Raw genomic sequence first — 19,055 nt, forward strand, 5'->3', positions numbered from 1 at the left:
GTTTTAGGAGGGGTCTATACGGTAATGATATTGAGCTCTCGCTCAATAATCTGACCTTTGGCAGTTTGACTCAGTACCCGCTTGTGTGCAGCGTGTGACATCTTGCTGAATAAATCAGGTGATTCAATAATTTTTTTAATGCCGTCAGCCATCATTTGGGCGTTATCGGCGTCTGCAAGGATGCCGCACTCATGGTCTACAAACTCTGGTATGGCGGTCACTCCGTTGGTCACTGCAATCAAGCCTGACGACATGGCTTCATCGCGTGAAACGCCCTGAGCGTCCATTCGCGTAGGACAGAGGAACAGTCCATATTCCTTATGAAGTGCTGCAATTTGCTCATGCCGCAAGAATCCACGCTCAATTTTTACATTCTTGAATTGGCGGAGGTCTGCGAGTGTTTCATCAAACAGAGCACCATCACCGATCATTCTAAATTCAATATCTTCAAAGTACTTTTCCCGAGACAGTATCTTAATCGCTTCCACGCTCAAGTCGTTTGCATACTTGGCTGACGCATACGGGCGAATGGAGAGGACTTTGAATCGTTGGGATGCCGGCTTTTCACGATAAGAGAATGTATCAGTATCAATAGGGTTGTGAATGATTTCGTACTGATCTTCAGGGATGCGGAAGCCCACGTCCTCCATCACCTCTTCAGCGAAGTAACGGGATACGAAGACAAATTTAAGATTGGCTGGCATGTTGGTCAGCGTCTCACGCCAGAACGCCATGCGTTTTTCGCTTTCAACTTTAGCGACTGCCAACTGGTTTTCATCTGAGTAGTTGTACTCGCGCCGCCACCAAGGCTGAACCTCTGCACCATGTACCCACACCACCACCTTGACCATGTGAGTGAAGCGTTTGAGTACCTCCCACATGTCAGGGTCCAGGAAGTGCACTAGAACGCTCTTGTACTGGCCACTTTCCAGCATCTTGGCGAGCGTAGACTGGCACCCAGTCACCACATCAACGTTCTGGAACTCGTGATAGCTGACAGCCTCGTTCTTGCGCAGACGGAATATATCAACGTTAACGTTCTGTTCCTGATAGGCCATCACTCGGCTATGAACAAAGCCGTTGCGGTACAGGTCAGCATAAGCCGGGTAGTGATTGGTAACGACCAAGTGCTTCGAGCGGCCCAGCATTTCCGAAGGCTGCAAATCTCGGTGGCCAAGCACCAGCGCCTTGATCTCGGTATTGCCGGCTGCGTAGGCACGCAGGCCGAAACGCACGAAGGCGGCTTCCGGTGGTACCTCGGATGTCTGGTTGCGGTTGGCATGCTGCATGACGTGGCTGATCCGCTGCTTTTCAGCATCCAGGAACAAGACCACCAGTTGCAAGTTCAGGCCGGGCGTGCAGTCGAGGTACAGCTTGAGCTGTCGGTCTTCGAGATTCAGTTGATCCAGGCTTACTTCTTTCAGGGCGTACACGTACTCATGCTTGCCATCTGCCAACGTGGAGCTGACGCGCCAGTTATCTACATCCACCGCCAGGTTCAGGAACTTGCTGTGCTTGGCACCAAACATCTCCGCCAGTTCGCGGCCGGTGATTTCTGGTGAATCGTGGCTGTCTTCCAGGGGGGCAATGGCCTGGGCACGCGCTTGAAGCTGGTCGATGGTCATGCCAAGGTTCAGCTCCAGGTCGTCCACCTTGGCGCTGATAGCCTCGTGCTGTGCGGCGCCGTTTTCGCAGTAGTTGAACGGATCTATCGCCAGGCCTTGTTCATGGGTGTATTGCAGCGATGGCAGGCTCTTCAACCAAGTGCGCAGCGGTTGGCCGGCAACGTTTTCAGTAGCCACCAGCGAGCGACGTGCGCTCAATGATTGAGCCGGGCGGTATGCCAGTCCATCTGACTGCAGCTGGGCATTTTGGCCTTCGCTGGTGAAGTGTGCGGCCTTACCCACGACCTGTGCTTGGCTGTAGCGAGTAGCGAGGGCCAGGTCCAACAGGTAGTTAGGGCCGTAGTAGTCGCCCGGTACAAAGCCGGCTACCCAAGGCGTATTGCCGACCAGCTCGCCAAGGCTGGTTTTCTTCAGCTGTGCAGGTTTAAGCACCAGAATGCGCGGGTCGTCGCTCACGATGCTGCTCTGGTAAGCATCGGTGATGATGACCATGCGTACCTGGCTGTAGGTCTGGCGGTTCAGGTGAGCGCGCAGCATGTCGAACTGCTGACGGTCTTGTGCTTCAGCAACGACCACGATTTCTGGCAGGCGTTGAGCCTTCACGGTGCCAGTGACCTTGCTCAGCACATATTCCAGGCGCTGGGTATAGGTGTGCTCTTGCATCACCTTGCGCAGGGCGGCGAGCTTCAGCTTGTCGCTGTTGAGCGGGTCTTCGGCCAGCAGTTGCAGACGGCGCAGCATTTCTTCGCCGTTGTCGGTGGTGACCACCAGGTCGCCGAACAGCAGGCGCACACCGCGCGAGAAGTTGCTGACGGTAATGGTGTTACAGCCCAGCAGTTCGAACACGCGACGTGCGAACATCGATTGCGATTGCTTGATCGAGTTCAGGTTGATCGCGTAGCGGTAGCCCTTGTAAGCCGTATCGATTTTCTCGAAGGGCAGGGTGCCGACGATGTACGGCTGGTATTCCTCGGGGAACTGGTAGTTGGCGTCGTTCTTGCCATAGTTGCGGTCGAAGATTTCCAGCGGGCGGAACTTCGGTAGCTCGCAGACGAAGTTGCCCAGGTCGCGGGTACGCTCCGGGTAACGGGCGTAGTAAGCGCCGGCGAAGCAGAAGGCGTCTTTGCGCTCGTACAGCTCGATCGGGTTGTGCAGCGCTGGCTGGCAGGCGAACGGCAGCAGGTAGACACGGTCGTGACCGAGCGCACCCTTGTACCGGTGGATGCAGTCGATGTCGGTGGTGAACACGTGGTCGAACTGCTTGGCAGTGGTAAGGAAGGTCTCGAAATGAACCGGGTCTTCCTTGTTCCAGAATACGGTCGGCACCTTGTTCTGACGGCACCAGTTCAGGATGTCCTGCAGTTCCTGGCTGTTGTGGCCTACCTTGCTACCCCACAGTTCATCCTTGCCGCGCCAGGCGGACTCGATGAACAACAGCTCAGGGCGGAAACCCTCCAGCTCTGCTTTCCAGCCGCCAGGAGTGAGCTGCATGAGGTCACATTCGTAGCGATAGGAACCGAAGGTGAACTCATCCATAACGCACGCCACTTTCAGGCGGCTTACGGGTTTGTCGGATTGGCGCAGCAGGGTAGAACGGCTCCGTTCACTGCTCGGCAGTGCAACAGGCAGCTTCAGATAACTGTCGTCCTGAACCACCGGTGCTGGTGGCAGAAGAGCCTTGAGCGGCTCATTTCCTAGCAACTTTTGCTCGTTCTGCTGACGTTGCTGGTTAGCTTTGCGGTAAAGGCGCAGAAGGCGTACAGGAAGCTTGACCAGACCGCCCAAGGAGTTTGCACTGTTCTTGATCTGATAGCCTAGCTGGTAAGTCATGCTTGAGCGTGTTTTGACCAAGCGCTGCTCTGCCAAGTGGCGCTGAGTATTAGCACGTTCCAGATTGGCGTTGAGCTCATCAATTTTACGCTGCTGGCTAGAGCTGCGATCCAGCAATTGCTTGAGATTGGCCTTTAATTGCGGTATGTGCTCAGCATTGAGGGTGCGGTACTTAAGGTTCGCGGCCCCCAGTCCTGCCTTCGACGAGTTCAACTCGCTCTCGAGCTGCATGCGAAGTACTTGCCATTGCTCGTTTGTGGCCGCGAGACTCGCCTCGGCCGCTTGTCGACTGGCGATTTCTAGCGCCAACTGCTCCTCAAGTTCTTCCTTTGCCTGAGAGAGAGAAGCAATAGCTTCAGCCTGTTCAGTTTTGGCTACTTGCGCCTCTGAACTCACAACCTCCAAGGCTTGAAGTTGGCCTTCCAAAATGCTGCGGTGCTCAACTAGGCTATTTATGGTATTTACCTGAGCGGTGTGCTCGCGCACAGCACGAGCCTGAGCTTCGGTAAGCTGTAGCAGTTGAGCTTCCAGCTCCGCCTGGCGCGTGTGCAGCTTGGCGATAGTTTCAGCTTGTGATGTCTGTTGCGCGAAACTCTGGTTTTGCAGTTCATTCATAGCCTGTCGGTGATCTTTAAGATCTGCCTCCAGCTCTACCTGACGAGTTTTCAACAGCGCGATGATTTCGGCCTGCGCTGCGTTGGCGCGCTGGCTTTGAGCCTGCAATTCCTTCATATACTCCAATTCGCTTTCCATTTCGGCTTCGAGTTCAGCCTGACGCGTGCGCAGCGCCGTGTTGATATTAGTCTGGTCTTCTACCACTTGTTGGCTTTGCGCTAACAAACTGCCCAGATGCTCCACTTGACATTCCAGCTCTGTTTCAAGCTCGGATTGGCCCTTGCGTAAGGCAGCAATGGTTTCTACATGGGTCGCATTAATTTGGTTCGCCTGTGCATTTGCTTCGGATAGCTCCTGCAACTGGCATAACAGTGCTTCATGCTGGACCTGAAGAGCTGCGAGGCTAGCGGCTCCTGACACCGCGCGCTCTTCCGCGTCAGTGCGTTGGTGCACAGCGCTCTGCAATTGCTCTTGAGTCGATTCGTGCAGTTGCTGCAGCGCTTCCAGCTCGCCACTGCGCTGGTTCAATGCCGAGCTTAGCTGGTTGATTCGGGTTACATGAAGATCAGAATCTTTCTGTGCTTGATCCAGTTGGCAATGGGCAGCCTGTAACTGCTCTTCCAATGCTTTTGATCTATCTACTGCGTTATGCAGTTCGACATTCAGTTGTGCATTGACATTAACCTTTTGGCTCAGCTCTTCGTTAGCTGCTTTGAGTTTGTCGTTCGCTTGCGCGTTCTCTATTTTCAGCTTGTTGTGCTGCTGCTCAGCCACCGTAACACTCTGCAGCCGAGCTTCTTCAAGTGCTGCAAACTGCTGCTCAAGCTGGGTATACTGCTCAGTAGCTGAGAAGTATTTTTGATTGGCTTCCCCTAGTTGGGATCTAAGCGAATTAAGCTCTTCGTTTAGCGCTTGAACGTTACGAACGCTAGCTTCTAAAGAGTGGCGTGCTGACTGTTCTAGTGTGGCGAACTCCAGTTGCTGAACTTGAAGTTGATGTGAAAGCGCTTCAGCCTTTTGCGCTTCAGGTCTGATCTGACCTATTAGCTCGTTAGCTCCACGATACTTGAGGTTTGCCTCGTCCAGCTTCTCCTTGATAGCGTCCAGCTCCCGGACTCGCTGAGCTTTAGCTTCGAGAATTTCAAGATTGGACTTCTGCAGTGCCTCGATATCAGCATCGCGCATTTGCAACTGGTTGGAGAGTGCTTCAGCCTTTTTCGCCTCAGGCTTCAGTTGGGCAATTTCCTCGGTGGCGCTCGTGTACTTGTTGTTAGCGTCTGACAGTTGAGCACCGATCGAAACGAGGCTCTCGCGCAAGGTGCGCTCAATCGACTCAAACGCCTTCTCCAGCTCACGTACACGCTCGATAGTCAGCGAGTCGATGCTACTCGGCTTATGCGCTTCACTCTTAACGGCCACTATCCCCAGCCACTTGCCCAGTATCTTCACTTCGATGATGTGCAAGTGCTCGGCCAGCAGCTGGAACGGCTCCATCAGGTAGAACGTGTGCTTGTGGTCAATGGGGTCATTGACCCCGAACGGTACGGTAATCACTAGCCGGCCACCCTGCTTGAGCAGGTCGTAGGCCTTTTCGACGAACAGTTCCGGGCGCACCAGGTATTCGAGTACTCCGCTGATGACTACGGTGTCCGGTTCAGCCTCGAGCGAATCCAGCGCGAGGAAGTCTGAATTGATATACGTGACGTTCTGCTGGATGCGGGGCGGCTCGGCAGACAGGTAATCCTTGGCCTCTTCAATGGCTTGTGAGTTTTTGTCTACCCCAGTGACCTGGCAACCCTCCCGCGCCAGCAGCAGGGGCACGATACCCTGCGAGCAGCCCACATCCAGGATCCGGCGCCCTTTGACCTGGGCGCAGATCCAATGGATGCGGGACTGCGTTTCGCGCATGAACTGATCCCCCAGCTTGCCGTAATAGGCTTCCATCACGCGATCATGAATATCGGCCAAAGGTGAAGGCAGCTCTGTGTTCACGGTAGGTTTCTCAAGCGTGGGGTTATTCATGCGGTTTGGTCCATCAGCCCTGGGTTACGCCAGCGGCGTCGATCACGAACGCTGCATCGCGTACGTTGAAGGTGCCGCGGAATTCGCGGTGCTTCACCAGCAGCACGTGAATGTCGGCGCTGTCCAGGGCGTAGATGAAGTCCACGTGCTCGTGATGCGCCAGGCGCTGTGGCAGCGCTTCGATGTTCGGCTCGACCAGTTGCAGGGTGGCTTCCAGTTCGTTGCCCAGGCGCTCGGCAATGCTCAGTGCCGGGCTTTCGCGCAGGTCGTCGATGTCGGCCTTGAAGGCCAGGCCGTAGCAGGCGATCTTCACTTGCTGGGCCGACTTGCCCGGGTTCTTGATCAGGAAGTTGGCCAGGGCCATCTTGACCTTGTCGATCACCCACTCAGGCTTGCTGTCGTTGACCACACGGGCGGTGCGGATCAGGCGCGCCTGCTCTGGGGTCTGGCTGACGATGAACCATGGGTCCACGGCGATGCAGTGGCCGCCCACGCCTGGGCCAGGCTGCAGGATGTTGACGCGCGGGTGGTGGTTGGCCAGGCGAATCAGCTCCCACACGTCGATATCCAGCTTGTCGCAGATGATCGACAGTTCGTTGGCGAAGGCAATGTTCACGTCACGGAAGCTGTTTTCGGTCAGCTTGCACATTTCGGCGGTGCGGGCGTTGGTGATGATGCACTCGCCTTCGACGAAGGTGCGATACAGGCGTACGGCTGCTTCGGAGCACTTCCTGGTCATGCCACCGATGATGCGGTCGTTTTCCACCAGCTCGCGCAGCACGTGGCCCGGCAGTACGCGCTCAGGGCAGTGGGCGATGCGCACGTCGGAGTCTTCACCGTGGGTCTGCGGGAAGCTCAGGTCTGGGCGGGCCTGGGCCAGCCAGAACGCCATCTGCTCGGTAGCGCCGACCGGGGAGGTGGACTCCAGGATGACCAGGTCACCCTTTTTCAGCACAGGCGCGATGGCCTTGCTGGCGGACTCGATGTAGCTCAGGTCCGGCTGGTGGTCATCCATGAACGGCGTCGGCACGGCGATCAGGAAGGCATCGGCTGCTTCCGGCACGGTGGAGGCGCGCAGGTAGCCTTCGGTTACGGCGGCGTGTACCACCATGTCCAGCTCAGGCTCGACGATGTGGATTTCGCCACGGTTGATGGTGTCGACCGCGTGCTGGTTAACATCGATACCGATCACGTGCTTCTTGCGGGCGGCGAAAACGGCAGCGGTTGGCAGGCCGATATAGCCCAGGCCGACGACGGAAATCTTGTTGAAGCTCATGCTGCGTCCTTGGAGTTAGAGAATGCGGAGAGTGCGTCGAGGATTCGCGCGCACGCTTTTCCATCGCCGTAGGGGTTGTGGGCGAAGCTCATCTCGCGGTAGGTCGACTCGTCGGTGAGCAGTTTCGCCAGGTTTTCGGTGATCGATGCCACATCGGTGCCCACCAGCTTGACGGTACCTGCTGCCACGGCTTCAGGGCGCTCGGTGGTGTCACGCATGACCAGTACCGGCTTGCCCAGTGCAGGGGCTTCTTCCTGGATGCCGCCGGAGTCGGTGAGGATCAGGTACGAGCGGGTCATCAGGTAGACGAACGGCAGGTAGTCCAGCGGCTCGATCAGGTGGATGTTGTTGACGTCGGCCAACAAGCGGTTAACCGGTTCGCGTACGTTCGGGTTCAGGTGGACCGGGTAGACGATATCCACGTCAGGGAATTGACGCGCGGTCTGTACCAGGCCCTGGCAGATACGCTCGAAGCCTCCACCAAAGTTCTCGCGGCGGTGGCCGGTGACCAGAACCATGCGGCGCTCCGGGTTCAGGAAGCTGAACTGGGCTTCGAACTGGTTTTTCAGTGCTGGGCTTTCCAGCTTGCGGACTACTTCCAGCAGCGCATCGATCACCGTGTTGCCAGTGGTGTAGATGGTCGCGGGGTCGGTGCCTTCACGCAGCAGGTTGTCCTGCGAGTTGCTGGTAGGCGCGAAGTGCAGGGCGGCCAGGGCGCCGGTCAGGCGGCGGTTGCCTTCTTCTGGCCAAGGCGAATACAGGTTGCCGGTGCGCAGGCCTGCTTCCACGTGGGCGATCGGAATCTGCTGGTAGTAGGCGGCCAGGCTGGTGGCCAGGGTTGTTGCGGTGTCGCCGTGCACCAGCACCACGTCGGGCTTGAACTCGGCCAGCACAGGTTTCAGGCCCTGCAGGATGGCAGTGGTCACATCGGTCAGGTCCTGGCCGGGCTTCATGATGTTCAAGTCGTAGTCGGGCGTGATCTCGAACAGTTCCAGTACCTGGTCAAGCATCTGCCGGTGCTGGCCGGTAACGCAGACGCGCGACTCGAAACGGTCGTCCTGGGCAAGGTTGAGGGCCAGCGGTGCCATTTTGATGGCTTCTGGGCGGGTGCCAAATACGATGAGGGTCTTGAGGGACACGGCGACGGTCTTCTGTATGAGAGTGAAGGCGGTTGGAACTGGCGCTAACGGTAAGGATCTCGGGTGTTACTCAGATCGGCCTGGGGTGGCCTGGTGGCGCAGCACGACGGAAATCGGGCACGGCCAAGGGGGGAGGTGAAAAAAAATTCATTCTGCTCGGATCCTTCAAGCGAAGCGGTTGTCCTATGTCCGCAAATTTATCATTTCGTCATCACTATGACATCCCATCTGGCACGTTTTTTTCCCCTGATCGAAGGAAAATGCCGACAAGTATCGATGGATTGGATCCTATTTATGTTTAAATGATCAACAAAAACGATTGTTTGATGTTATTCAGACATCATGCCAATGAAGTCGATATCACTCAGGTATACGACGAACGGGTGGGGGCCTTGTCCGGCAAGGCTCGTAGGAAAAACAACAGCGTTTGGTCTGAATGAAACCCAGGTTAAACGGGAATTTACCTGGCGGCGATTTGCTATCGCTTTTTTTTCATGAAGTTAACTTGAAATATGGCGTAACGCCATCATTTTCGTGTGGCCAAAGTTGCTTTTTTTACTGTTGGATTCGGTAACGATTAAATGGGCCGAGTCGCTGTTTGCAAATTCGCAGAACCGCTAGGGTTTGTTGCGCAGCCGAAGGAAAACGGCTGCTGGAAAATGACCAACCCAAGGAGTGTTCATCAATGCGTAACAACGTTCTGTCGTACCTGCTGCTGCCGCTGTTCGCCAGCCTGTCTTTTTCCCTTAGCGCGGCCCCGGCCAGCGCCACGGCGGTGCTCGAGCCGGTGCCGGTAGTGGCTCAAGCCCAGGCCCAGCAAGGGCTGCGGCTGGATCTGAACAAGGCCGATGCGCTGACTTTGCAGAAGGAGCTGAACGGGATAGGGAAGGCCAAGGCCGAGGCCATCGTGGCTTACCGCGAGGCCAATGGGCCGTTTGCTTCGGTGGATGAACTGCTGGAAATCAAGGGGATCGGGAACGCGTTGCTGGAGCGTAACCGGGACAAGGTGATGGTGGAGTAAGGGGCAGCAAGGCAGCCTGCGGGTGGGGTTGCCTTTTAGAAAACGGGGCTGCTTTGCAGTCCGTCGCGACTCAAGGCCGCTCCTGCCTGGACCACCTTCCTTGTTGAAGAGTGATTGGGGCAGGGGCGGTTTTTTGTTTGGAAGGGATAAAGCTTAATGAGGTAAAAATCCCATAAAACAATGGGTTAAAAGTACTATTCGGTTTTCGTCAAAAAGCCGCCTGAAAAAATGGCTGTAAAACTCAATGCTTAAACCTTTCAGCGGTCTTGCGCATCCTTGGCATCCGCTTCGGCATTGCGCTCATGCACCTTGCGCAGTTGCTCCTCAGTCAGTGGCAGTTTTTTTGCCGTATCGCGCAGCATCATCAGCCCACCGACGATGGAGCCGAGGGCTATGATGAGGATCAGCCAGGCATACCAGGGCATTGTCGTTCTCCTTAAACGGGTGGTGGGGCAGTGCTTGTACGAAATTTGAGCAGTAACCCGTTCCGTTGGTTCAATTATAGGAGCCAGCTGCCGCCGGGCCAATTCCGTGACCCGCGGGCCCCAAAGCCTGCGTCACTTCGTTTACAATGCGCGCCGTTTTCGACTTGCCAAGAGACCCTGCCCATGTCCGCCTGCCAGACGCCCCTGATCGTCGCCCTGGATTTCCCTACCCGTGAGGCCGCCCTGAAGCTGGCTGACCAGCTAGACCCCGCGCTGTGCCGGGTGAAGGTTGGCAAGGAGCTGTTCACCAGCAGCGCTTCGGGCATCGTCGAAACCCTTTGTGCCAAGGGCTTCGAAGTGTTCCTGGACCTCAAGTTCCACGACATCCCCAACACCACGGCCATGGCGGTAAAGGCTGCCGCCGAGATGGGTGTGTGGATGGTGAACGTGCATTGCTCCGGTGGCCTGCGCATGATGGCCGCCTGCCGTGAAGTGCTGGACAAGCGCAGCGGCCCGCAGCCATTGCTGATTGGCGTGACCGTGCTGACCAGCATGGAGCGCGAAGACCTGGCCGGCATCGGCCTGGATGTCGACCCGCAAGAGCAGGTGCTGCGCCTGGCAGCGCTGGCACAGAAGGCGGGCATGGACGGTTTGGTGTGCTCGGCGCTGGAGGCCCCGGCGCTGAAGGCGGCGCACCCGTCGCTGCAGCTGGTAACCCCGGGCATTCGCCCGGCGGGCAGCGCGCAGGACGACCAGCGCCGTATCCTCACCCCGCGCCAGGCGCTGGATGCGGGTTCGGATTACCTGGTGATCGGCCGGCCTATCAGCCAGGCCGCAGACCCTGCGCTGGCGCTGGCTGCGGTGGTGGCGGAGATTCGTGGGTAATTAACCCGCGTTATTTAGAAAGGCCAGCCCGAGTGTGCTGGCCTTTTTTTATATCCGTCCGCTCCCTCATTGGTGCTACCGCAGTCAGATCACGGTGCGCATCGGTTTCAACAGCCTGATCAGGTAGATCGGGACTAGAGTCAGCACGAACACAGCCACCGCCAGTACGGGTATCAACCACGCCAGCGAATGCCCCTCGATCAGCGGGCCGTAGAAGATACTGGCCCTGTTCATGACGAAAACGTGCAAGCAGTACAGGCCCAACGTGCAACCAGACAGCTCGGCCAGCAGCTTGCTGTGCTGTACCAGTCGCCCGCCGAGCGCAAGCAGCAGGCGGAAGGCGAAGATGGCGGCCAGTACCACCAGCGGGGATACGTAGGAATAGAAAATCTGGCTGGGCTCGCCTTGCTGCAGGGACAGGGTGTGCGTGGCGGCGGCGGTCAGGGCGCCGGTGATGGCGAAGCCGCCAAGGTTTACCCAAGGGTTGCCAGGGCCGTGCTGCCGAATCTGCTCGTAGACGTAAGCCCCCAGGAATGCATAACCCGCAAACCCCATGAACGAAAACAACTCATAGGTATGGACCATGCTGGCCAGTGCAGGGCTGAACTGGGCGGCGGTGGGCAGCAGGCAGCTGATTACCAGCCAAAGGCCCAGGAACACCCGCTTCTCTTGCGGCCCGCAGTGTTGGTAGACCTTGGCCATGAACGGCATGAACAGGTAGATGCCGATGATCGCGTAGAGGTACCAGAGGTGGTAGTACACGGGGCCGTGAAGCATCGCCACGGTCGCTTGCCACAGGCTGCCATACCCGGCGCCCATGGTGTCCCGCCACAGTGCATAGAACACTGACCAGAACAGCAGCGGCGGCAGTATGCGCAAGAAGCGCTTCTGGTAGAACGTGATTGCACCGTCTGTTCGGTTCAACAACAGGGCACCGGACAACATCAGGAACAGCGGGACGCAAGACCTGACCAAGGAGTTGTAGATGTTGGAGGACATCCAGTTGTCATCAAGTTGGATCGCCCCGGCTGACGCGATGTGAAGGAGTACCACCATGAAGCAGGCGGCGATCCTGCAAAAGTCGAGTCCGGCATTCAAGCGCTGCTGCATCGGTTGCCCACCTTGTCGCTACCTTGCGTAATGGGTGTTTGTCGATGCCTGAATGTACGGTGGGAGGGGAAAACTACAAGCGGCGAAAGTGCCACAACAAGGGCTGGCGCCCGATTTCACGGGCTGCGCCGCCCCTTCATGGTGCGGCGCAGGCCTACAGGGGTTAGACCTTCAGCACCAACTTGCCAAAATTCTCCCCATTGAACAGCTTCAGCAGCGTCTCGGGGAACGTCTCCAGCCCTTCCACCACATCTTCCTTGCTCTTCACCTGCCCGCTGGCCAGCCACCCGGCCATCTCCAGCGCGGCCTTGCCGTAGTCCTTGGCGTGGTCCATCACCACAAACCCTTCCATACGCGCACGGTTCACCAGCAGCGACAGGTAGTTGGCCGGGCCTTTCACCGCTTCCTTGTTGTTGTACTGGCTGATCGCGCCGCAAATCACGATGCGGGCCTTGAAGTTGATACGCGTCAGCACGGCGTCGAGGATGTCGCCGCCCACGTTGTCGAAGTACACGTCCACGCCTTTGGGGCATTCGCGCTTCAGGCCAGCCAGCACGTCTTCGGCCTTGTAGTCGATCACCCCGTCAAAGCCCAGTTCGTCCTTCAGGTACTGGCACTTCTCGGCGCCCCCGGCAATGCCGACCACGCGGCAGCCTTTGACCTTGGCAATTTGCCCGACAATGCTGCCCACCGCACCGGCCGCACCGGAGATGACCACGGTTTCGCCGGCTTTGGGCTGGCCAACTTCCAGCAGGGCGAAGTAGGCAGTCATGCCGGTCATGCCCAGTGCCGACAGGTAGCGGGGCAGGGGCGCCAGGTTGGGGTCGATCTTGTGCAGGCCCTGGGGCTCGCCGGTGAAGTAGTCCTGCACGCCAAGGGCGCCGCTAACGTGGTCGCCCGGCTTGAATGCCGGGTGGTTGGAGGCAACCACTTCGCCCACGCCGAGGGCTCGCATTACCTGGCCCAGGGCCACAGGAGGGATGTAGGACTTGCCTTCGTTCATCCAGCCGCGCATGGCCGGGTCCAACGACAGGTACAGGTTGCGCACCAGCACCTGGCCTTCGCCGGGTTGTTCGGCAGGCACGCTTTCAAAGGTGAAGTCGTCACGGCATACGGCGCCGACCGGGCGTTTGGCGAGCAGGAAGCGGCGGTTGGTCTGGGTCATGGCGGGGTCCTTGTGGGCAGTGGAAGATGCTAGGTGTTCAATCTACCTTGTTGATGTAGGCAGGTGGTTAACATCACTGACAAGCATGGTAGCCCAACCGTTGGTGTGATGATGCTGCCCGGCCAGGCAGTGGCTGACTATGCTCTGAACCCCAGCATCCCCTTCAGGAGCACGCAATGAGCATGACCTTTTCCGGCCAGGTAGCGCTGGTCACCGGCGGCGCTGCCGGCATAGGCCGGGCAACGGCCCTGGCGTTCGCCCGCGAGGGCCTGAAGGTGGTAGTGGCCGACCTCGACCCGCTGGGTGGCGAGGCCACCGTCGCGCAGATTAACGCCGCAGGCGGCGTGGCGTTGTTCATTGCCTGTGACGTCACCCGCGACGCCGAGGTGCGCCAGCTGCACGAGCGCCTGATCGCCGCCTATGGCCGGCTGGACTATGCCTTCAACAACGCCGGCATCGAGATTGAGCAGCACCGCCTGGCTGAAGGCAGCGAGGCGGAGTTCGATGCCATCATGGGCGTGAACGTGAAGGGCGTATGGCTGTGCATGAAGTACCAGTTGCCCTTGCTGCAGGCCCAAGGCGGTGGGGTGATCGTCAATACAGCCTCGGTGGCGGGGCTGGGAGCGGCGCCGAAGATGAGTATCTACAGCGCCAGCAAGCACGCGGTGATCGGCCTGACCAAGTCGGCAGCCATCGAATACGCGAAGAAGGGTATCCGCGTGAATGCCGTGTGCCCGGCGGTAATCGATACCGACATGTTCCGCCGCGCCTACGAGGCCGACCCACGCAAGGCCGAGTTCGCCGCCGCCATGCACCCGGTGGGGCGCATTGGCAAGGTCGAGGAAATCGCCAGCGCCGTGCTGTACCTGTGCAGCGATGGTGCGGCGTTTACCACCGGGCATTGCCTGACGGTTGATGGCGGGGCCACGGCGATCTGAGCCAACTCAGATAGCCTGTTCTGGCCCTATCGCCGGCAAGCCAGCTCTCACAGGGCCCGCAGGTACCCGAAGTTAACGCGAGCCCTGTGGGAGCTGGCTTGCAGGCGATAGGGCCCGGCCAGACCACCACAATGCAAGCCCAACCGCTGCACAGCCCACCACCAACACCCCACCGAATACCAGCAACGCCATCCGTGACCCCAACCGGTCACTCAGCAACCCGGTAAAGATTACCGGCAAGCTGAACCCCAGGTACGCCAGCAAGAAGAACCCGGCACTGGCCCGTGTTTTCTCACTGCCAGCCAACTGGTTCACCGCCGCCAGCCCACCCAGGTAGATAAACCCGTAGCACGCACTGCTGGCCGCCACAGCACCCAGCAATACCGCACTCAGCTGCCCGCTGTCCGCGCCCCAAGCCAGCACGGCATAGCTGCAGGGCAGTATCAGTAGCCCCAGCAGTGTGGCCGTGCGGCTGCTCAGGCGCCGGGCCATCGGCTGGAACAACAGCCCGCAGCTGATCACGCAGAAAGTCGAAAACCCTGACCAGTCACTAAGGCCATGCTGGCGCAGGATGCTTGGCAGCAAGGCGATCACCAGGCCCACGCAGGCCCATGCCAGCAAAATGGCCAGGCCATAGGCCACGCTGCCACGCGGGTAGCAGGGTAGGCGCAGCATGGGGTTGTGTTGTGCCGGGCGGGGGTCGGGCAGGCGCCATACCAGCAGGATGGCCAAGGCTGCCAACAGCAGTTGCAGGTGGAAGCTGCCGGGGGTGAGGCTTGGGCCGCTTAGCAGGAACACACTGGTCAGCGCCGCACCCAGGCCAAAGCCCAGCGAGGTGCTGGCGGTGACCCAGTTGGCCGCGCGGGTGGTGTGCTCACCGCCCATCAGCTCGCCCATGTAAGCGGTGGCCGTGGCCGAAGCCAGCCCGGTGCCCAGGCCCAGGAACAGCCGGGCTAGGCCCAGGGTCTGCAGGCTGGGGGCCAGCAGCATCAGCACGGTGGCGATCATCGACAGGGCAAGTGCCGCCACAATCAGTGGCCGGCGCCCGACCCGGTCGGCCAGGCCGCCCAGGGCCAGCAGCACGGGCAGTACGCCCAGCACATAGCCGGAGAACGCCACCGCAGTGGCAGCGGCACCCTGGCCGGAAAGGTCGGCGTAGGTGATGTACAGCGGGGCCTGCAGGTTGACGGCCAGGGTGATCAGGCAGAGGGCGAAGGCCAAGCGGGCCGGGGCGGAGGGCATGGGTAGGGGTCCTGGTTTCTCTAGTGGCTGTACCGGCCCTTTCGCGGGTTCACCCGCGAAAGGGCCGGGCCTGCTCACTCTGATGCCAGCCTATTCCACCTGCCAGACACACCGTCACTCCATTTATGCTTAACTGTTCGCTCAAAATCTGCGAACACTTACCCATGCACTTCTCCCTCGATCGCACCGGCCCCACCCCGTTGGTGCAGCAACTCACCGACCACCTCCAAGGCTGGATCGTCCAGCAACGCCTGCGCCCCGGCGCACGTCTGCCATCGATCCGCGCGCTGGCCCGCAGCCAGGCGGTCAGCGCGTCCTGTGTGATCGAGGCCTACGACCGCCTGGTCGCCAGCGGCTGGCTGGAGGCCCGCCACGGCACCGGTTTTTTTGTCGCCGAGCGCAAGCCCGGGCCCCCGATTGACGATACGCAACCCTGGGGTGAGTCTGGCGACGGCAACTGGCGGCAGTTTCGCGAGGGCCATGACGAGTTGCTGAAACTGGGCTGCGGCTGGCTGCCCAGCAATTGGCGCGCTGCAACCGAGCTGGCCCAGGTGGTGCGGCAGGTAAGCCGCGGCGCCCCGCAGGACCTGTTCGACTACTGCCCACCCCTGGGCCTGGCCAGCCTGCGTCAGCAATTGCACAAGCGCCTGGCGCAGCTGGGCATCGCTGCCGGCCCCGAGCACATCCTCACCACCCACGGCGCCAGTCACGGTCTAGACCTGCTGGTGCGTACCCTGCTGCGTCCAGGCGACACGGTATTGGTGGAAAACCCTGGTTACTACAACCTGTACAACCTGCTGCGTCAGCACCAGGTGCATATGCTGCCGGTACCGCGTACCGCAGAGGGCCCGGACCTGGCGGCCGTCGAAACCCTGCTGGCCACGCACAAGCCGCGCTGCCTGTTCATCAACAGCCTTTACCAGAACCCTACCGGCACCAGCCTGACACCCAAAGTCGCCTACCGCCTGCTCGAACTGGCCCGTGAACATGATCTGCGCATTGTCGAGGATGATATCTACGCCGACTTCCAGGAGGGCCCGGCTACACGCCTGGCCACCCTCGACAGCGAGCAACGGGTGATCTACATGGCCAGCTTTTCGAAAACCCTCAGCAGTTCGTTGCGGGTCGGCTACCTGGTCGCCGACCCTGCGTTGCTGGCGCGTCTGGCCGAGCTGAAGATGGTCAGCGGTATCGGCACGTCACGCTTTGCCGAGCAGGTGGTGGGCCAGATGCTCGCCAATGGCAGCTACCGCAAGAGTGTTCAACGCCTGCGCGTACGCCTTGGCCAGCACATGGCCAAGCTGCTGGGCCAGTTGGAGCAGGCGGGTTGGCAGGTATTTTGTGAGCCTTGTGGCGGCATGTTCGTCTGGGCGCGCGTGCCCGGCCGGGACTTCGCCAGCCTTGAGCAGGTGGCGCGGGAGCATGCGGTGCTGCTTACCCCGGGCAGCGCGTTCGATTACCAAGGCACGCCCAGCAGCTGGCTGCGCATCAATGTCGCCTATGGGCAGGATTCCCGTGCCCAGGCCTTCCTCCAGCATGCAGGGCGACCTCTGCCAAGCTGAAAACGACACGCTCATAGCTATTTGACACTATCCTGACGCCAAGCCCTTGTTCATCGGCAGGCAACGTTGCCACCCTTGGCCTTCGGGATAACCTCGCACGCAGAAGGGGAATCGGCGATGGGCGCGAGCAAGCACAGTGTGCTGGCCAACCTGGGCATGGCCCGCAAACTCGGCCTGGGCTTTGCCTTGGTGCTGGTGCTGACCCTGGCGGTGGCGGCCATCGGCATCGCCGCGCTGCACAGCGTGGGCCAGCGCTTCGACAGTTTGCGCCAGCTGGCACAGTTCAATACCGACCTGCTGCGTTTGCGTCAGCATGAGCAGGCGTTTGCCCTGCGCTCCGACATCCAGCAGGCCGAGGCCTTGCGCAGCGGCTTGCAGGGCTTGGCCGAGCGCGCCCGAGGCCTGCCGGCGCTGGTGGCGGCCGAAACCGATCTGGCTGCCTACGGCCAGGCGTTCGAAGCTTATGTGGCGGCGGTGCAGGCCAAGGAGCTGGCGCTGGACATGGCCAGCTGGTCGGTGTCCAGCGTCGCCAATAACCTTGATGTGCTGCAGGCCGGCCTGGCCGACGACGGCGTATACACACTCAAGCAGTCCCAAGGTCAGCAGGGGGGCGAGTTTCTTGAGCAGGCTGCGCAAGTGGCGCAGGTGTCGCGGCTGATGTTGCAGGCCATGGACGAAGCGCGGGTGCGCCTGGAAAAAAGCCGCAAGGGCGAAGAGGGCGTAAGCCAGGAGCGCATTGCCCAGACCGTGGAAGCCGCCAGCCTGGTTGGCCAGTTGCAGGGTGCGGTCAGTGATGCCGGCTACCAGAGCGTGCTGGGCGAGGTGGCCGGGCATATCGGCAGCTTCTCGGAAAAACTCAACGAATACACCGACCAGCTGGCCCGCGAGCAAGGGCTGAAAGCCCAGTTGCAGGCCAGTGCCGAGCAAGTCACCGGGAGGGTCGACCAGGCTTACCTGGGGCAGGAGCAGGCGCTGCAGGGTGAGCTGCAACGCAATGCCGTGGCCATTGCCCTGGCCACCGGCCTGGCACTGCTGGTGGGTGTGCTGGCCGCCTGGCTGATCACCCGCGCGGTGGTCGGCCCGCTCAAGCATGTGATCGCCCGCGCCCAGCGCATTGCCGCTGGCGAGCTGGGTTTTGACGCCCAGGCACCGCGTCGTGACGAGGTGGGGCAGCTGATGCAGGCCATGCAGCAGATGGCCGCGGGCCTTTCAGGCATTGTCAGCGGCTTGCAGCAAGGCATCGAACAGCTGGCGGGTAGCGCTCAGGCGTTGTCGGCAGTGACGGAGCAGACCAATCGCGAGGTGGGCAGCCAGAAGGAGGAAACCGAGCAGGTGGCCACTGCCATGCAGCAGATGACTGCCACCGTGCACGATGTGGCGCGCAATGCCGAGGAAGCGGCGCAGGCGGCCCAGGCGGCGGACGACAAGGTTGAGTCGGGGCAACAGGTGGTGCGCCAGAGCATGCAGCGCATCGAGCAGTTGGCGGCGGCGGCAGAAACCGCCAGCGCCGGCATCGACAGCCTCAGTGCCGAAATCCATACCATCGGCGACGTGCTGGAGGTGATCAAGAGTGTGGCCGAGCAGACCAACCTGCTGGCGCTGAACGCCGCCATCGAGGCTGCCCGCGCTGGCGAGCAAGGCCGTGGTTTTGCCGTGGTGGCCGATGAGGTGCGTGCGTTGGCGCGGCGTACCCGGCAGTCTACCGAGCAGATCGAGGTACTGGTTGCCAGCCTGCGCGGTAACGCCCAGCAGTCGGTGGCGCAGATTCGTGGCAGCACTGAACTGGTTCGCCTGGCAGTGGCTGATGCGCTGCAGACGGAAAGCGCGCTGGGCAGCATTGCTGCTGCGGTTTCATTGATTCAGCAGATGAACCAGCAGATTGCCGCGGCAGCCGAGCAGCAGAGCTCGGTGGCGGAAGAGATCAGCCGCAGTGTCACGCAGATTCGTGGCAGTGCGGACCAGGCGGCGCTGGCGATGCAGGACAATGCCCGGTCGAGTGTGCAACTGGCGCAGTTGGGCACCGATTTGAAGGGGATGGTGGGGCATTTCAGGTTGTGAGCCTGACCCGGAATATCTGTTGCCTGTGCGGGCCTCTTCGCAGCACAAGGCTGCTCCTACAGGAATATCATTGGGCCTGAGGGCTGTGGTGCCCTTGTAGGAGCAGCCTTGTGCTGCGAAGAGGCCCGCACAGGCACCAATA

At 60.0% G+C, this 19,055-nt stretch carries 12 protein-coding genes; 5 read left to right on the plus strand and 7 right to left on the minus strand.

Annotated elements, in window-relative coordinates:
* Nucleotides 1-14: 14 nt before the first annotated feature.
* From MRBLPB4O_RS06790 to wecB, 3 genes are read right to left on the minus strand one after another with little or no spacing between them, the layout of a single operon-like run.
* Complete coding sequence (locus MRBLPB4O_RS06790; protein WP_341797884.1) at nt 15-6,092, minus strand: glycosyltransferase; 6,078 nt, start codon at nt 6,090-6,092, stop codon at nt 15-17.
* A gap of 13 nt (nt 6,093-6,105) precedes the next feature.
* Nucleotides 6,106-7,368: a UDP-N-acetyl-D-mannosamine dehydrogenase gene (wecC, locus tag MRBLPB4O_RS06795; RefSeq protein ID WP_341797885.1), complete on the minus strand. Its 1,263-nt coding sequence runs from the start codon at nt 7,366-7,368 to the stop codon at nt 6,106-6,108.
* A complete protein-coding gene (wecB, locus tag MRBLPB4O_RS06800) occupies nt 7,365-8,507 on the minus strand; it encodes a UDP-N-acetylglucosamine 2-epimerase (non-hydrolyzing) (protein WP_341797886.1) in 1,143 nt (380 codons plus the stop codon). Before wecB ends, wecC begins: the two co-directional genes overlap by 4 nt.
* 685 nt (nt 8,508-9,192) lie before the next feature.
* On the opposite strand from wecB, the gene MRBLPB4O_RS06805 reads away from it, so the two are divergent.
* Nucleotides 9,193-9,528, plus strand: a complete 336-nt coding sequence (locus MRBLPB4O_RS06805; RefSeq protein ID WP_341797887.1) for a ComEA family DNA-binding protein — start codon at nt 9,193-9,195, stop codon at nt 9,526-9,528.
* Between the two features lie 257 nt (nt 9,529-9,785).
* Here the strand turns inward: MRBLPB4O_RS06805 and MRBLPB4O_RS06810 are convergent, their stop codons facing one another.
* On the minus strand, nt 9,786-9,953 hold the full coding sequence (locus tag MRBLPB4O_RS06810; protein ID WP_003252762.1) for a DUF2897 family protein: 168 nt from the start codon (nt 9,951-9,953) through the stop codon (nt 9,786-9,788).
* 183 nt (nt 9,954-10,136) lie between these two features.
* Between MRBLPB4O_RS06810 and pyrF the strand changes: the two genes are divergently transcribed.
* Complete coding sequence (gene pyrF / locus MRBLPB4O_RS06815) at nt 10,137-10,838, plus strand: orotidine-5'-phosphate decarboxylase (RefSeq protein ID WP_341797888.1); 702 nt, start codon at nt 10,137-10,139, stop codon at nt 10,836-10,838.
* An 84-nt stretch (nt 10,839-10,922) separates the two neighbouring features.
* On the opposite strand, the gene MRBLPB4O_RS06820 is transcribed toward pyrF, so the two are convergent.
* Nucleotides 10,923-11,948, minus strand: coding sequence for an acyltransferase family protein (locus MRBLPB4O_RS06820; RefSeq protein ID WP_341797889.1), 1,026 nt, complete (start codon nt 11,946-11,948; stop codon nt 10,923-10,925).
* A 163-nt stretch (nt 11,949-12,111) separates the two neighbouring features.
* Nucleotides 12,112-13,113 carry an NADP-dependent oxidoreductase gene (locus tag MRBLPB4O_RS06825; protein ID WP_341797890.1) on the minus strand — a complete coding sequence of 334 codons (1,002 nt, stop codon included), beginning with the start codon at nt 13,111-13,113 and terminating at the stop codon, nt 12,112-12,114.
* A gap of 176 nt (nt 13,114-13,289) precedes the next feature.
* On the opposite strand from MRBLPB4O_RS06825, the gene MRBLPB4O_RS06830 reads away from it, so the two are divergent.
* The gene (locus tag MRBLPB4O_RS06830) at nt 13,290-14,051 is read left to right on the plus strand and encodes an SDR family oxidoreductase (protein ID WP_341797891.1); all 762 of its coding nucleotides are present in this window, start codon (nt 13,290-13,292) and stop codon (nt 14,049-14,051) included.
* Nucleotides 14,052-14,123: 72 nt separating this feature from the next.
* Here MRBLPB4O_RS06830 and MRBLPB4O_RS06835 read toward each other — a convergent pair whose 3' ends face one another.
* Nucleotides 14,124-15,293 (minus strand): MFS transporter, encoded by a 1,170-nt coding sequence (locus tag MRBLPB4O_RS06835; protein ID WP_341797892.1) that lies wholly within the window; start codon nt 15,291-15,293, stop codon nt 14,124-14,126.
* Nucleotides 15,294-15,457: 164 nt separating this feature from the next.
* Here MRBLPB4O_RS06835 and MRBLPB4O_RS06840 point away from each other — a divergent pair, with 164 nt between their 5' ends.
* Both MRBLPB4O_RS06840 and MRBLPB4O_RS06845 read left to right on the plus strand, forming a co-directional pair.
* Nucleotides 15,458-16,855, plus strand: coding sequence for a PLP-dependent aminotransferase family protein (locus MRBLPB4O_RS06840; RefSeq protein WP_341797893.1), 1,398 nt, complete (start codon nt 15,458-15,460; stop codon nt 16,853-16,855).
* A 117-nt stretch (nt 16,856-16,972) separates the two neighbouring features.
* On the plus strand, nt 16,973-18,913 hold the full coding sequence (locus MRBLPB4O_RS06845; protein ID WP_341797894.1) for a methyl-accepting chemotaxis protein: 1,941 nt from the start codon (nt 16,973-16,975) through the stop codon (nt 18,911-18,913).
* The last annotated feature ends 142 nt before the right edge of the window (nt 18,914-19,055 follow it).

The sequence above is a fragment of the Pseudomonas sp. LPB4.O genome (assembly GCF_038383825.1).
GTDB classification, from domain to species: domain Bacteria; phylum Pseudomonadota; class Gammaproteobacteria; order Pseudomonadales; family Pseudomonadaceae; genus Aquipseudomonas; species Aquipseudomonas putida.